15 protein-coding genes, 1 tRNA gene and 1 pseudogene are annotated in these 14,550 nt (G+C 68.8%); 6 read left to right on the top strand and 11 right to left on the bottom strand.

Features of this window, described 5'->3' with window-relative positions; genetic code table 11:
- Window positions 1-87 precede the first annotated feature (87 nt).
- From GA0070216_RS18025 to GA0070216_RS18015, 3 genes are all read left to right on the top strand, one after another.
- The gene (locus GA0070216_RS18025) at window positions 88-1,014 is read left to right on the top strand and encodes a hypothetical protein (protein ID WP_141723129.1); all 927 of its coding nucleotides are present in this window, start codon (window positions 88-90) and stop codon (window positions 1,012-1,014) included.
- Window positions 1,015-1,396: 382 nt separating this feature from the next.
- On the top strand, window positions 1,397-1,660 hold the full coding sequence (locus tag GA0070216_RS18020; protein WP_245722564.1) for a hypothetical protein: 264 nt from the start codon (window positions 1,397-1,399) through the stop codon (window positions 1,658-1,660).
- 40 nt (window positions 1,661-1,700) lie between these two features.
- Window positions 1,701-2,282 (top strand): dihydrofolate reductase family protein, encoded by a 582-nt coding sequence (locus GA0070216_RS18015; RefSeq protein ID WP_091247276.1) that lies wholly within the window; start codon window positions 1,701-1,703, stop codon window positions 2,280-2,282.
- Between the two features lie 108 nt (window positions 2,283-2,390).
- Here GA0070216_RS18015 and GA0070216_RS34580 read toward each other — a convergent pair whose 3' ends face one another.
- The 10 genes and pseudogenes from GA0070216_RS34580 to GA0070216_RS17965 all read right to left on the bottom strand — a co-directional run bounded on the left by GA0070216_RS34580 (window position 2,391) and on the right by GA0070216_RS17965 (window position 10,254).
- Window positions 2,391-2,534 (bottom strand): hypothetical protein, encoded by a 144-nt coding sequence (locus tag GA0070216_RS34580; protein ID WP_176739020.1) that lies wholly within the window; start codon window positions 2,532-2,534, stop codon window positions 2,391-2,393.
- Between the two features lie 17 nt (window positions 2,535-2,551).
- Window positions 2,552-2,740 (bottom strand): annotated as a pseudogene (locus tag GA0070216_RS36605) (CdiA C-terminal domain-containing protein); the annotation flags it as partial.
- 202 nt (window positions 2,741-2,942) lie between these two features.
- Window positions 2,943-3,470 carry a DUF6244 family protein gene (locus tag GA0070216_RS18005; RefSeq protein ID WP_091247274.1) on the bottom strand — a complete coding sequence of 176 codons (528 nt, stop codon included), beginning with the start codon at window positions 3,468-3,470 and terminating at the stop codon, window positions 2,943-2,945.
- A 722-nt stretch (window positions 3,471-4,192) separates the two neighbouring features.
- Window positions 4,193-4,474 (bottom strand): hypothetical protein, encoded by a 282-nt coding sequence (locus GA0070216_RS18000; RefSeq protein ID WP_245722563.1) that lies wholly within the window; start codon window positions 4,472-4,474, stop codon window positions 4,193-4,195.
- A gap of 343 nt (window positions 4,475-4,817) precedes the next feature.
- Window positions 4,818-5,021, bottom strand: a complete 204-nt coding sequence (gene cspE / locus GA0070216_RS17995) for a transcription antiterminator/RNA stability regulator CspE (RefSeq protein ID WP_013283833.1) — start codon at window positions 5,019-5,021, stop codon at window positions 4,818-4,820.
- A 483-nt stretch (window positions 5,022-5,504) separates the two neighbouring features.
- Complete coding sequence (locus GA0070216_RS17985) at window positions 5,505-6,284, bottom strand: hypothetical protein (RefSeq protein ID WP_091247270.1); 780 nt, start codon at window positions 6,282-6,284, stop codon at window positions 5,505-5,507.
- Window positions 6,281-6,850, bottom strand: coding sequence for an RNA polymerase sigma factor (locus GA0070216_RS17980; protein ID WP_091247268.1), 570 nt, complete (start codon window positions 6,848-6,850; stop codon window positions 6,281-6,283). Before GA0070216_RS17980 ends, GA0070216_RS17985 begins: the two co-directional genes overlap by 4 nt.
- A complete protein-coding gene (locus GA0070216_RS17975) occupies window positions 6,847-8,004 on the bottom strand; it encodes an acyltransferase family protein (protein WP_091247266.1) in 1,158 nt (385 codons plus the stop codon). The genes GA0070216_RS17980 and GA0070216_RS17975 overlap by 4 nt, the downstream gene beginning before the upstream one ends.
- Before the next feature lie 430 nt (window positions 8,005-8,434).
- On the bottom strand, window positions 8,435-9,964 hold the full coding sequence (locus GA0070216_RS17970; RefSeq protein ID WP_091247264.1) for a hypothetical protein: 1,530 nt from the start codon (window positions 9,962-9,964) through the stop codon (window positions 8,435-8,437).
- A complete protein-coding gene (locus GA0070216_RS17965; protein WP_091247261.1) occupies window positions 9,961-10,254 on the bottom strand; it encodes a DUF7737 domain-containing protein in 294 nt (97 codons plus the stop codon). The genes GA0070216_RS17970 and GA0070216_RS17965 overlap by 4 nt, the downstream gene beginning before the upstream one ends.
- A gap of 145 nt (window positions 10,255-10,399) precedes the next feature.
- Between GA0070216_RS17965 and GA0070216_RS34575 the strand changes: the two genes are divergently transcribed.
- Window positions 10,400-10,528 (top strand) — tRNA-OTHER (locus GA0070216_RS34575).
- 52 nt (window positions 10,529-10,580) lie between these two features.
- The gene (locus GA0070216_RS17960; protein WP_091247259.1) at window positions 10,581-12,740 is read left to right on the top strand and encodes a TerD family protein; all 2,160 of its coding nucleotides are present in this window, start codon (window positions 10,581-10,583) and stop codon (window positions 12,738-12,740) included.
- 212 nt (window positions 12,741-12,952) lie between these two features.
- Here GA0070216_RS17960 and GA0070216_RS17955 read toward each other — a convergent pair whose 3' ends face one another.
- Window positions 12,953-13,609 carry a TetR/AcrR family transcriptional regulator gene (locus GA0070216_RS17955; RefSeq protein ID WP_176739019.1) on the bottom strand — a complete coding sequence of 219 codons (657 nt, stop codon included), beginning with the start codon at window positions 13,607-13,609 and terminating at the stop codon, window positions 12,953-12,955.
- Between the two features lie 58 nt (window positions 13,610-13,667).
- On the opposite strand from GA0070216_RS17955, the gene GA0070216_RS17950 reads away from it, so the two are divergent.
- The gene (locus tag GA0070216_RS17950) at window positions 13,668-14,534 is read left to right on the top strand and encodes an SDR family NAD(P)-dependent oxidoreductase (protein ID WP_091247253.1); all 867 of its coding nucleotides are present in this window, start codon (window positions 13,668-13,670) and stop codon (window positions 14,532-14,534) included.
- Window positions 14,535-14,550: the final 16 nt, after the last annotated feature.

The raw sequence follows: 14,550 nt of genomic DNA, 5'->3' as shown, positions 1-14,550 counted from the left end.
CGCAGCCTGATGGAGCCGGGCGGATGGCCCGGAACATGGGGTAAAGGAGCTTCAATGAGACGAAGAATCCGCGCGGCTCTCCTCGCGGTGACGACGCTCAGCATGGTCGTCGCGTCGGTCGGGGTCGCGCAGGCCGACGAGTCGTCGCCGCCATCGCAGTCGTCACTGCGCGACGCACGGGCCGCCGCAGCGGCGTCGGGCGGACTGAGCCATGCCGCGAAGGGCGGGATCGGCATCGCCGCGACGTGGTTCACCGGCACCCTCTCGGCCGGCGGCACACAGGGCTGGACCTGGACCAACGCCCCAGCCGACGCCGCCTACGTGGTCGGCTACAACCCGGCCGGCGCCACCACCTCGGCCACCTGCCAGTTCGAGACGATCAACAGCCGGTACGTCCAACTGCCCAGTGGGGAGCGGCAGTACCAGTTCACCCTCAAGAACGTCGGCTCGATCGCCTGTGGTGCGACGGTGCAACTCACGGCGGTGACCAGTTCGGTCCTTGCCTCGACCGGCGGCGTCAGCCCGGGTGGCACCCAGACAAGCCTCTGGAACGTCCCCTGGAACACCATCTGGGTGGCTGCTCTCAACCCGAGCGGCGCCACGAGCTCGGCAGCCTGCCAGTTCCAGGTGACACGCGTCTGGACCGTGCAGCCGGGCAGCTCGCTCCGCCAGATCTGGGTGGAGGTCAAGAACGTGGGGACCATCACCTGCCAGGCCGACATCCGGCTCGGCTCCACCACCATCGGTTCGCAGTTCTCCATGGCCACCGTGGGCCCCGGCGGCACCTGGTCCACGACCTGGAACAACGCGAATCCGGTCACCTCGGCCTACGTGATCGGCCCGTCGCCCCAGGGCAGCTTCCCCACCTACTGCCAGTTCGAGGTCACGCGCGTGGTCTACATCCAGCGCATCAACAGTGACGGATCCTCTCAGCGTCAGCTCGCGATGTGGTTCAAGAACCTCAGCACGCTGTCCTGCGGAGGAACCGTCTACCTGCAAACCATCGCGGCCTGATCCCGCACCCGTCCCCGCGGTCATCGCGCGACAACCACCGTTGTCGCCCGGTGGCCGCGCCCTTTTCGCCGCCACTCTTCCCCGGGACTGCATAGAGATTTCGACACACTCCCGTTGCGGTAGGAGCATAGGTTGGTGAGGCGGCCCCGGCTGCCGTGGAAGTGGCACCTGGAAGCGACGACGTGCCGGCCGTAGTTGGCCACCTTGAAGCCGCCGCAGTAGAGGTCGCCGTTCTGGGTCACGTTGCCGACGGCCGCCCGCTTACCGGTCGCGGAGGTCGCCGAGCACTCGCGCTTCGGGCAGCTGACCCGGCACACCGAATCATCGGCTCTTCGATACAGGCGTCCCCGATGACGCTGATGGTGTCTGCGGTGCTGTGGGCGTGGAGTACGTGTCCAGAGTGCCGCCACCGCCGCTGGACACGCTGATCGACGACCTCCACTTCCTGGAAGGTGTGCCGCCGTACACCCGGCTGACGCTACCGCCCGCGCCGTCGACGTTGCTCATCGTGAACCTGGGGGCGCCGTTCCGCGTTCGCGCCGGCACCGACATCGCGTCAGCCGAGTACGCCGACGGCTGCGTGGTCACCATGCCCACCCGCGCGTGGGAGTTCGGCTTGATTTCGTACAAGAAAGACAGCCCATAGGCCGCTAATCTCGGCGCATCCCCGAGCAGAGGAGCGCCCCGTGGGCAAGGTGGTCATGTACGCCTCGGTGTCCCTGGACGGTTTCGTCGCGGACGAGAACGACCAGCCCGGACCGTTGTTCGACTGGCTGACCAGCGGTGACGTCCCGTTGGACGGGAGCGGCGTACTGAAGGTGTCGCAGAAGTCCTACGACTACCTCCGGCCGTACTGGGACCAGATCGGGGTGACGATCACCGGGCGCCACGTCTTCGACATGACGGACGGCTGGGACGGGAAGCCGCCGAGCGGAATTGATCACGTGGTCGTCGTGACGCACCGGCCGGCGCCCGAGGGCGGGGACCCTGACGCCCCGTTCCACTTCGTCGACGGCATCGAGGCAGCCGTGGTCAAGGCGCAAGAACTCGCGGGTGACCGCATTGTCGAGGTCGCCGCCGGCGACGTCGGTGGCCAGGTGTTCGCCGCCGGCCTGATCGACGAGGTGCGCATGGACGTCATACCTGTCGTGTTCGGCTCCGGCAAACGCTACTTCGGGTCGGTCCACGCGCAGCAGCTGCTGGAGGACCCTGACGTGGTCATTCCGGGCGACCGGGTGCTTCATCTGCGCTATCGGGTGCGCCGTTGACCGATCAGGCGGCGTCAGCGGCTTATGCGCCGTTGTCGAGTGCGTCGTCACCGGGCAGCGTCCCGCCAGCATGCGCCGGGTGCACGAGGTGTAGCCCGGGTGATGGCGTCAGCGGGGGAGGACCGTCTCGTAGGTTTCGTCGTACCAGCCGTCGGTGTTGGGTAGCTGGGTGGTTCCCGCGACGCGGGTCAGCATCAGCACGTCGCCATTGAGGGTGAGTGCGGCGTCCTCGGTCGTGCCGGCGAGGATCATGGCAACGGTCGCCAGATGGTGGGCGTGTAGCAGTCGAAGGCGTGCCCTTCGATGAGGTATTCGGGTGCCTTCTCCGGCTTCCCGGTGTCCCCGGTCGCGCGTCGTGCATCCGAGATCTCCCGCCTGGTGGGGTTCTGGTGAACCCGGTACCCTGCGGCGGCGACCCTGTCGGCACACTCGTTCTCCAGCTCCAGCTCCAGCTCCAGGACTCGGCGTTCCCGTGGTTTCTCATTCGCGGAGATCCGGGTGCGAGGACCGATCGGCGAGCCTTGAAGCAGGCCGGTGGGACGCCTACTCCACGCGGACCCGGCCCCAGGGGCGGGTGAGGCGACGTCCATGCCGAGGGTCGTGGGTGCGGGCCGATGGTGATTCGGCTGGGGCTGGTCGGTGGGTGCCCTCCAGCCCCGGTCAGTTTCCCGCTGATCCCACGCGTTGTGCCTCGGCGATCGCGGCTTCGATGGCCTGTCGTGCGCCGCTGGTGCGGGCGAGGACTTGCATCAGGACCTGCTTGATGCCGTCGAGGGCCTGTAGCAGGGGTCCGGGTTGTCCGCCGTGGAGGATCGTGGTGACGAGTTGTTGCGTCTCACCGATCTGGGTGATGACGCCGCCCGCCGCGCCGCGTGCGGCGCCGACGGCGCTCTGTACGGGTGTCAGTGCGGCGATCGTCTCCTGCGGGGTGGCCTGCTGGGGTACGGCGGCGACGGCCTTCGTCGCGTCACCGATCGACCCCCCGAGCTTTCCCAGGCCGCCCTGGATGTCCGTGAGGGCGCTTCGCACCCGGGCCACGCCTGCGGCGACAGCGAGGAAGCCGGCACCTGCGGCACGTAGCGCCACCTGCTGCGCCTGCCGGTCGGCGGCGGTCGTCAACCCCTGCGCCCGCTCGACACCGGCCAGCAGGGCACGGAGTTCCCCGGTGATCTTCTCGATGTGTGACACGGAGGCGGCATCCCCAATCGAAGACGGTGAACGGGTGCACCTGACGCTACCGAAGGCACCCAAGGCTCACCAGAGACAGCAGCAGTCGCCCGACCCACACGAACAGATGTGCCGGCCTCGGCCGTCGGCGGTGAGGTCGCGCGTCATCCTGCTTCCGCTCTACCGCCCACCGGTTGCCTTGTCCAGCTGCCTGCGTAGATCTGCCGCCTCCTCGCTTGGCCGTGTCCAGGAAAACCACCGGCGGACACCACGGCGGCTGGACCAGACGCGAGGACGTCTTCTGGACCACAAGGCCGGCAGCACTCCGCAGCTACCAGGTGATCGACACGCCCATTGCCCGAGCGTTGTCAGACCACCTCCCGATCGTGGTCGAACTGGACCCAAGGGCATTGACCGAAGCGGGGCCCGTTCATGCCAGCTATCACACTAAACCTCCGAAAGCGCCGCAGTGGGAACAGCGCGGTAATGCGGAGGTGGGAGGTTGGGGCAGCCGGCACCACGGAGTCATCGATCCGGCGGAGCCGACAGAGCCAGGTCCGCGCACTCACTCGGGGAAGGAACGACTGTTCGCTGCCGCACCCTCGTGCCGCACCCGGAACGCTCCGGTCAGCGGTGAGAAAGTTGACGGTTCCTGGCAGCGCCTACCGACTAACACGGCCCCGCCCTTGTCGCTGCGTCGAAGCAAATTGACCGCGCCGCGGCGGGAATGTAGCGGCGTACGGTCAGAACGGCGCGGGTCCGAGGCCTGCCAACGACATCAACACCTGCGTGGCGAGTAGCTTGCGCATGCCGGTGACGGTGACTGTCCCCACCCGGTCGTAGGGCAGCTCCAACTGCAGCCCCTGGGCCGCGTTGCGAAGTTCTGTCGTGATCTCGTCCGGACGGAACGTGCCGCCCCAACCGTTGAGTCCGCCGCGCTGGTTGGTGCTGAGGGACGCCATGCCGGAGATGCAGGCGCCGTCGACCAGGATCAGTCTCGCAGGACCGGAGTAGGTCGTCGTCATGGTCATCAACCCTTCAGCAGTTAGGGCCGTGCGCGCCGGGGCCGGTAGGTCTGACAGGCATCAGGATGGTGTTCCACCTGACTGCGACCGTACGTGCCTCGACCGTCAGGGCGGCGGTGGCGCGGCATTCGGCTCGTAAGGGACAAGGATCGATGCTTGGCAGACTGGTGCCCGAGGTCCGAATCGTTCCAGGTGGAGAACACGGGGGCAATGCTGAGTTGGCTCCACACCGAGCGGACCGGTCTGCTGCCGATCAGGAGATTTCCGCGATGCCGTGGTGAGCGCATGAAATGCCGAACGGCGGCCCGCTGAACCAGTCGGGCCGCCGTTCAGAAAATGTGGATCAGAGCGGGCGGATGTTCTCCGCCTGCGGGCCCTTCTGGCCCTGGGTGATGTCGAACTCCACCTTCTGATTCTCGTCGAGGCTGCGGAAGCCGCTCGCCGAGATCGCGGAGAAGTGGGCGAAGACGTCGGCGCCGCCGTCGTCCGGGCTGATGAAGCCGAAGCCCTTGTCGGCGTTGAACCACTTCACGGTACCTGTAGTCATGTCTGCTCCTTCGCAGGCTGTTGGAGACCGCACTGTGCGGACCCGCACGCCGCCGCGTTGATCACCCGCGTCGAAACGACACGAAAAACGAGAAGCGCCTGGATGGGTTTCAGATACCCCATCAGGCGCCGGATAACGTCTAAGGAAATCAAAACTGCAACTCGGTTACCGTAGCACATGATCCACCGTCGAGCCCATGCCGGTGAGTGGACCTGGGCGACGCCGCTCCCGGCGAGATCGCCCAAGACCTGGGGATGCCGACGAACCTGGCCACACACCACGTCACGGTCCGCACCGAAGCCGGCCTCGTGGTCCGGTCCGAGGGCGACCGCTGTCGTACCCACCTGCGACTGCGATCCGAAGCCCTCGCCACACTGAGCCGGACGCCGCTGACCGGCGTCGCTCGTTCCGTGTGACTCCGGGTGACCTCGGTGGGCAGGGTGGAGCGGCCGACAGGACCGAGGCCGCGCCACGAAACACGCCCTAGTCGAGCTTTGGATGCTCGTACAGTTGTCCGGCAGACAGGTTGCCGACGGTGCTGCCGTCGGTGAGGCGAAGGGTCAGTGTGGTGATGTTGCTGCTGGCCTCGTCGCGGCCTTCCGGATACCAGGCGGCGAAGTAGCCGTCGCGGACGGTGGCGTGCGCCGTTCGGGACGAGGTGCCATTCTCCGCGCGTACGGTGATGTCGACATCGGTGATCTGGGAGCCGAGGTGTCCCGCCATCAGCCGGATGTAGCCCTCGTTGGTGCGCAGTTGACTCCAGGCGTACAGCTCGACGCCGGTGGCGCCCAACTGCGCGGTGCTGGTGAGCACGGTGAGGATGCTGGACTCTGTCACGTCCCCGTTGTGGTCGCGGAAGCAGGTCCGGCTTCCGCTCGGCGTCACGGCATTGACGTACGCGTAGTCACCGCGGGTCTCACCGACGACAATCCGCGCAACGCCGATCTCCTGCGCCGGCACGCACCTGACCACGATGCCACGGGCCTCGGCTGCCGAGACGGGCCCCGGATCAGGGGTCCAGGACGCGTACGCGGGTCCGCCGGCCACCAGACCGACGATCACCGCGCCCCCAGCGGCGAGCGCCGTCGCCACGCTGCCGATCTTCAGACCGCGCCGGGCCCGGGGTGCGGCCGGCGCGAAGCCTGCCCTCCGGTCGGTGGTGACGATGCTCTCGAGCAGTTCCCGGGCCCGAGCCTGGGTGACGCGGGCGGGCACCGGGCTGGCGGCGGAACGGATGGCGTGGTCGAGTTCGTCGCTGGTCATGCGGGGCCTCCGGACGATGCGGGGCGGGCAGTAGCGGGAGAGGGGGCAGGGCCGGGTTCCTGCTGTTGGCGCAGGTGCTGGCGCAGGCGGCGGCGGGCACGCAGCAGGCGCAGACTGAACGCCGTCCGGGAGATGCCCAGCACGTGAGCGGCCTGAGGCCCGGTGAGGTCCTCGATCGCGGTGAGCGTGAGCGCTTCCTGATCGGCGGGGGACAGATGCTGCCAGGCCCGGGCCAGGTCGACGTGGGCTGCCACAGCGTCGGCGTCACCGCCGGTGTAGCCCTCTGGTTCCCGCAGGATACGCAGGACGAGTTTCTGCTGCCGCTGTTCGCTGCGCTGCCGGTTACGCAGCAGGTTGTGCGCGACGGTGAACAGCCAGGCACGGGCCGCGTCGAGGGAGCCCGGCACGTCGTCCAGACGCCGCCAGGCGACCAGGAACGTCTCCGCGACCACGTCGTCAGCCAGGGCGAAGTCCGTACGGCGCTCGACGAACACCAGCAGATCGTCGTACGCGGCCTCGAAGAGCTCACGGAAGGCGGCTTCAGCATCCGCCGTCGCCCGGTTCATGACTCCCTCACGCTCGCGTCGCTCGATCTGCGGTGATCGGTCGTCGTCGACCGGCCCTGCACGAAACTACGGACGCGGGGTGCGAGCGGACGCTCGACGAAGCGGTGGACAAGCCATGCCGCGGTGAGCAGGACGAGGATGGCTCCCCCGATCAGTATCGGCGCGGGCAGCCCGGTGGCGGTGTGGAGGGTGCGGACAAGGCTGTAGCCGGCCCGCTGGTGAAGCAGGTAGAACGGGTACGTGAGCGCGCCCGCCGTGCTCAGCCAGCCCCAGGTGATCCGGTCGGTGACGCCGAGGGCAATGGCGAGCAGGACGCCGTACGCAATGGTGAGCAGCACCGGCGCCGGCCAGACCGGGACCTCGAAGCCAGGACGCAGGTCCGACGCCCGCCCGTGCACGTGGTGCAGGCTGACCAGCCAGCAGGCGGCCAGCAGTGCCCAGGACCACCGGTCGGAGCGGTCACGGCGCAGCAGGAACATGGTCATCCCCGCGATGAAGTACGGCGCGAAGGTGGGCATCACGACCTGGTGGAGCGGCGCTCCCGGGAAGGCCGGCATGAGCACGGCGGCAGCCAGCCATCCTGCGCCGAGCAGCCGCACCCGCTTGTCGGTGAGTCCGGCGGCGAGCATGCAGATGATGATCAGGTAGAACCGGAACTCACACCAGAGCGTCCAGTACACGGTGTCGACCAGCGGCCTGTTCAACGGCTCCGCCAGCATCGTCAGGTTGATCAGCACGTCCGGGCCGCCCGGCAGGGGCGGGAACGGCACTCCGCCGCTGATGGGCAGCACCGTGCTGACCACGGCGGTGATCAGTACGCAGGCCCAGAAGGCCGGGTAGAGTCGGGCGGCGCGGGAGGCGGCGAACTCGCGAACGGTGCGTCCCCAGCTGCTCATCAGGATGACGAATCCGCTGATCAGGAAGAACACCTCGACGCCCAGGAAACCGTAGATCAACACCGGTGCTGCGTCCGGCAGGAAGTACGCGGGTGGGTGCACCCCGTCCAACCGCCACGAGTCCCCGAAGTGATAGCCGGCCACCGCCAGCGCGCACACCAGCCGCAATCCGTCCAGCGCGTACAGCCGAGGCTTGCGTTTCGGCGCAGGACCGGCGTCACCTCGCAGAGCCGTCTGGGCGAGGGTGGCTGTCGTCATCTGTTGCTCCTGGTGATCCCGGCGGTGTTACCGCGTCCGGTCACACATGTGCAGGCCAGGCTCCATCGCTACAGGTACGTTGCGACTCACCCTCGACCTGGTAGGTGGCCGGGGTGCCCGACAGGCTGCGCCCGGCCACCGCGCCCGGGGGGATAAAAAGGGCGAAACGGGCGGACAGTAAAGGCGTGCCGGGGTGAGGGGGGTGAGGGGCCCCGGACCGGGAACGATCGACAAGTACCTCTGATATCCGTGGAGGTCAAAGGCAGCGCACCGCAGTTGGCGAACGTTGCCACCCGGCGGGGACCGGTCGCTCGGGGGCAGTTCAGGTGCCGTACCGCCGGCGCAGTGAGCAGCCTCGCTGGTCTGCCTGCCCGGACGGTGATCAAGGCTGAGCTTTGACGACATCGGGACTGCCGCGATGGTGAGTAGCTCAGGCTAGAGCGGCATGGGCCTCGGTGAGAAATCGGTCGCGGTCGTCGCCGTGAGCGATCGCCGCGTCGCGGACGGCATCGATCGCGGCGGCCAGCGGGTCATGGTTGGCCAGCGCGACCAGGGCGGGGAATGCGACAGCCTGCTGGCGCACCTCGGTGACACCGAACGCCCTGAACGCCGGGTCCGGCGTGAGGGGAATGGTGGTGTGGGGGACCTCGGGGTCCGACATCAGCCGGCCGTACGCGGCGGCACCATTCTGCTCGGTGAAGGCGCGGGGCAGTGGGCGGCCGTCCTCGGCGGCGGCGAGAGCATCGGCGATCCAGTCGAGCTGCTCCAGCCCGGCCACCCGCATCGCGCGGCGGGCCGCCCAGCAGGCCACCTCCCGCTGCCGATCGGCGGGCAGCGCGTCGATGCGGTCGAGCAACCGGCGGTCGATCCGCGCCAGGGACTGCGCGTGTCCGAAGAGTCTGCGGACCCGATCCGACGGGGGAGGACCTCCCCACCGCGCGGCTTCCTGTTCGGCCTGGAGCCGGCGGGCCTTCTCGGCCTGCGCCGTCGCCTCGGCGGCCTGCCCCCGCAGGGTCTCGACCCACGGGTGTGGCCCGGTGCCGTCGAGCAGGTGGTCCCAGATCAGGCCGAGGGCGACGGCGTGCCGGCCCCGTACCCCCTCATGCCGCAGCGTGACGCCGTCGGGACCGGTCGTCACCCGTACCGTGGTGGGCTCGTCGTCCGGCAGGGTGGTCAGCGGGTCGGGGAAGATCGGTGACTCGGCGGTCGCCCACGACCACCGGAGGGTTTCCGCGTCAACCCGGTCCAGGCGTACCTCCAGGTCACCGACGGGCAGCACGCCCACCGGCAGCACGCCCACCGGCAGCACGCCCACCGGCAGGGGGACCGGTGCGGGCCGGTGGCGGACCACCGTCACCCGGTCCAGGCCGTTGTCGTCCTCGTACGGGTCGGAGGGAAGCGGCGGCAGGATCGCCGGCCGGGTGGACGGGCGCGGCACCAGGGACAGCATCGCCCACTCGGCGGCCTTCGCCGGCTTCTGCTCCCAGCAGCGTGCCCCCGGGTCGGCCAGTACGGTGCGGCACGGCATCTGCTCGCTCACCGCCCAGACGTGCAGCTCGTGTTGCTCGGGCGGGTCGTCGTCGGTGCGCACCGTCTCGTGCAGGCGGTGGCGGGCGTGCACCCGCACCCGGATCAGCCCGCGTGGGACGGCGACGTCGGTGAGAGTCTCCGCGGTGCCGCCCATCAGGCCGACTACCGACAACCGACCGCTGGGGCTCCAGAGGGTCGCCTCACTGATCGCGTCCCAACCGGCATCGACCTCCGCCGGCGGTACGGACAGCACCCGCAGGCGTGCCTCGATCCCACCGGTGTGGATGCCGCAGAAACCGGTGAACTGATACGGCCCGCCCACGTGCAGGAGGTCGTCGCCGACGGTGTAGATCGCCGCGCCGGTCGCGCCGGGCACGGTGCTGACGTCGTACTGGCAGTGGCTGACGTGCAGTCGCGCCCAGTCGGTCATGAGGCGAGCTGCCGCAGCACGGTCGTGTCGGTGATCGTGTCGTCGACGGCAAGCATGATCGCCGTCGACGGGATCGGGTCAGCCTCGAACGGCAGCGGCCCGATGCTCCCGCGCGCGGGGACGATGCACAGGTAGTCGCTGTGGGGCTCGATCATGATGCGGCTCAAGCCGAGTGGATCCGTCAGCCGCGCGGTGCGCCCCTGCAGGCTGATGAACGGCCACTGATCGGTAGCCCCGCCCGTCGCTGTCTCGTCCCGAACCGTCACCGTGACCATCCCGCTGTGTTCCATGCCGTTGAGGTGAGCGGCATCATGGCATGACGGTCCGACGGAACCGCTCCCGTCACCCGCCCGGACAGCGGTTGTCCGAAAGGACTCGGCGGTGACGTCGAATCCCGGTAGCCAGGTCGACCCGGCTGATGGATGATCGACATCTGGGTCGTTAGCTCAACTGGCTAGAGCATCCGACTGTGTAGCGCGTCCGCCATCCGCTCGTGCGGCGATGGGTGCGCTTCCTTCTCCCTGTTGGATCGGAAGGTTCGGGGTTCGAGTCCCCGGCGACCCACTGCGCCACTGCGCGCCGCCACCTGCCAGCGCCGACGGGAACGGAGGAGCACGTGCTCGAGAAGCTGATCATCCAGAAGACCCTGCGCGTACCGGCGAGCACGGCTGCGGCCGGTGACGGCACGGCGGTGGCCCGGCAGTTGGACGCGGCGCTGCTCGATGTCGGGTTCTCGGCTTCGCGGCCTCTGCTGGAGCACATCGGCACCCTGGCCCCCGCGCCGGCGATGGATCTCGCCGCTACGGTCGTCTCAGCGGTGCGTGAGCTGGTCGGGGACCATGTCCAGCACAACGCCTACTTCATCGGATTCCCGCACGACGTGCCGGACACCATCGAGTTCTGGGTCGACCGGCTGCGGGCAGCTGTGCTGACCGGCGGGCACACGGCGACCGACGCGCAGCTGCGGGGCGCCGCCGTCTCGGGCGCAGTGAACCTGCTCGACCTGCCGGCTTACGGCACCTACCAGCACACCTATCCGGAGCTGCTGGCCGCGCACGACACGCTGGTCACCGCGGCCGGTGACCGGGTGACCCTGCTGCGTCTCGGTGACGCCGCCGAGGTGGAGGCCGCACGGCTCTATCTGGCCCTGGCCGGCAGCTCGACGCCGCACGGCGAGGCCGATCTCGCGATCCTCAGCGAGCTGGCGGTCGCCTGCGCGGATGGCATGCAGCCAGCCGAGATTCCGGTACGGGAGAACCGTGCCGTCCTCAACGGGATCCGACTCGTCCTCGGCCGGCCGCTGGTCGGCGTGGACACCACGACCGACGTGCTGCGCCTTGCCTGCCAGGTTTCCGGCGGGGACGTCTCGCTGGCGGCACCCACGCGGTTTCGTGCCTTCCGACGCCCGGAGCGGCGGATGCTGTTGGTCGCGCTGAACGAGGTCGTCGCGGCAAACCAGGACAAGCTCGGTGATGTCGTGCGCTACGCGGAGCGCTGGAAGCGGCTCGGGGAACGGCTGCACCCGCACGAGTACGACCAGTGGCCGCACGCGCAGGAGGTGTTCACGGTGGCGCGTGGCGAACGGCGGGTGCACCACCTCGCCGGCCGCGCGGAGGCGGCGATCCGCGCCGGTGCCATCGGTCCGGCCGCATCGGTGCTGTCGGCTGCGCCGGGCCTGCTCCTGCGGTCTGCTGACCGGCTGCTGCGGCTGGCGTCAGCGCCGGAGCGCGCCACGGTCGTCGACGCGGTCACTGGTGCGCTCGGCTCGGCGTCGGGTCGGGTGCTCCTGTCGCTGCGGGAGCATGTCGACAACCGGCTGACCCCTGCGTCGGCCCGGATGTATGCGAGCCGCTCGCGCACCGCGTGGGTCGGTCCCGATGAGCGCCCACCGCTGCCGGCCGGGTTGGTGGCCGAGTTGTCATCGCTACTCGACGCCGAGATCAGCGCTCGACTGCCGCAGTCGCACCGACCGCTGGTGGTGGATCCGGAGGTGCTCGACGTCGCGCTGCCGCTGTCCGGCAAGGCAACCGAGGGCGGTTTCGCGGTCATGCCCAGGGGCTCGCGGGCGTCAGTCTCCGGTGAGTTGCTGCGCTTCTTCACCTACTGGCGTCAGACCAGCCGCCGCACCGACTACGACCTGTCGCTGCTGCTGCTCGATGACGACTTCCACAGTGCGGGCCAGGTGTCATGGACGAACTACCAGCACGACGGCGTGGTGCACTCCGGCGACATCACCGACGCGACGAACGGTGCGACGGAGTTCATCGACGTGCCCCTGACCGCCCGCGGGCACTACGTGGTTCCGCAGGTCAACATCTATGCGGGGGAGTCGTTCGACGAGGTCGCCGAGTCGATGTTCGGCTACCAGACCCGGGCGCGGGACCAGGGCGGCGCGCCGTTCGACGCGCGGACCGTCCGGGCGCGGTCGCACCTGCGCGGCCAGGGTCGGGTCGCGCTGCCGATGGTGTTCGCCAGGGACGAGCGTGGCTGGCAGGCGGTGTGGCTGCACCTGTACCTGCGGGGACGGCCGTCGTTCAACCGGGTGGAGGAGAACACGTTCACCACGGCCGACCGGGTACGCGCACTGATGGAACGGCGGTACCTCACCGTGTCCTACCTTGTCGATCGGTGGCGCGCGCGAACCGAGGTGACGATGTGGAACGGTCTGCTGCCGGACGAGCCGGTCACCTTCGTCGGCATCGAGGCGCCGGAGAACCTGCCGGACGGATCGGAGGCATTGACACTGGGTCGGCTCCACGAGTTGATCCCTGAGTAACCGGCCACAGTCGAGGCCATGCGGGTGCTTCCTGCTGTTCCGTTCGATTCGGGAGCTCCGCGCAAGCGGAGGATCTGGTATTCAGCCCCCGCGCTCTCCTCGACGTCCGGTCACTCTCACCGTCGCGACCTGGACCGGTGCCTGCATCACCTGCCATTGACCCGTGAAACCGCTATAACGCAACAAACACCACCAAACCGAAGAAAGAACTACTAGCGTGCCAGGCGCTCCAGCAGCTCGTCGAGTAGTGCGCGTTCGCCGGGGGTGAGGTCGCCCGGGTCGTTGTCGACCAGCGCACGCAACGTCAATGCAGCGCTTGCGCGGGTCGCGGGGGCGGCGGCGGAGGGTGCGTGCAGGACTCCGGCCAGCGCGGCCTCACGGACGCGTCCGGACAGCCCGAAGTCCGGCTCCGTCTGGCTGATCAAGGTGAGCGTAATGCCGACGTTGGCGGCGAGCACCTGTTCGGCGGCGTCGCCCGCCGGCACCTTGAGCCTGCCCTGGGTCGCTGCGGCGGTGAACCGCTCACGTAACGCGGCGTGCGCGGGAGCGGTGACGGCGCAGGGTTTTCCCGGCTCGGCGCGGCCGTAGAGCAACCCGTAGAACGACGGGTGCTCCAGCCCGAACTGCACGTGCCGGTCCCAGCCCTTGCGCAGGTCGTCCAGCGGGTCGCCCGAGTTCTCGACGGCCGTGTACTGGGTGAAGCCGTGGTTCGCCACGGCATCGATCAGGCCCTGCTTGCTGCCGAAGTGGTGGTACAGCGTCGGGGCCTGCACCCCGGCGCGTTCGCACACCGCCCTCGTGGACACCGTAGCGCCGCTCTCCAGCAACTCCGCCGCGGCGAGCAGGAGGCGATCCCGTGCGTTCTTCACGCTTGCTATGGTAACTCATGTAGCGCTACATTGCTCTCTATAGCGAGGGGAGAAGTCCATGAGGACCTGGTTCATCACTGGTGGGACGCCCGGAGGGTTCGGCCTGGTCTATGCCGGGGCTGCACTGGCCCAGGGAGACCAGGTGGCGGTGACCGCGCGTCGACCCTCTGAACTGCAGGAATGGGCTGAACCGTACGGCGACCGTGTCCTGGTTCTCCAGCTCGATGTCACCGATTCCGACCAGGTGCGTGCGGCGGTCAAGACGGCAGAGGAACGGTTCGGCGGAATCGACGTGCTCGTCAACAGCGCGGGCCGTGGCTGGTACGGCTCGATCGAGGGGGCCCCCGACGAGACGATCCGCCGCACGTTCGACCTCAACCTGTTCGCCGTCGTCGAAGTGATCCGCGCGGTCCTCCCGGGTATGCGGGCACGCGGCGACGGCTGGATCGTGAACATGTCGTCGGTGGCCGGCCTCGTCGGCGCACAGGGGTTCGGCTACTACGCGGCGGCGAAGTTCGCGATCGAAGGACTCACCGAGACGCTGCGCCAGGAAGTCGAGCCGTTCGGTGTACGCGTGCTCGCCGTAGAGCCGGGAGCCTTCCGTACCAGCGCCTTCTCCTACTTCCAGAACGAGCCCGTCAACGAGACCGTCGACGCCTACGTGCCGATGGTCGAGGCCGTCAAGGCGGCGTTCGTGGACGCCAACGGCAAGCAGGCAGGTGACCCTGTTCGTGGCGTGCAAGCCGTGGTCAGCGCGATGAACGCACCCGTTCCACCGCACCGGATCGTGCTCGGCAACTCCGGCTACGACGTCGTTGTGGCGATGCACGAGAACGCACTCGCGGAGCTGCACGCGAACGAGAAGCTCTCACGCAGTGCGGACTTCTGCGCCTGTCGCCACAGTGGTGTCGACGCCTTGAGCTGATCACCGCGCTGCACAG

Source organism: Micromonospora matsumotoense (genome assembly GCF_900091525.1).
GTDB lineage: Bacteria > Actinomycetota > Actinomycetes > Mycobacteriales > Micromonosporaceae > Micromonospora > Micromonospora matsumotoensis.
Note: the sequence above shows the minus strand (reverse complement) of the source record. Positions and strands in the feature narration are given on the sequence as shown.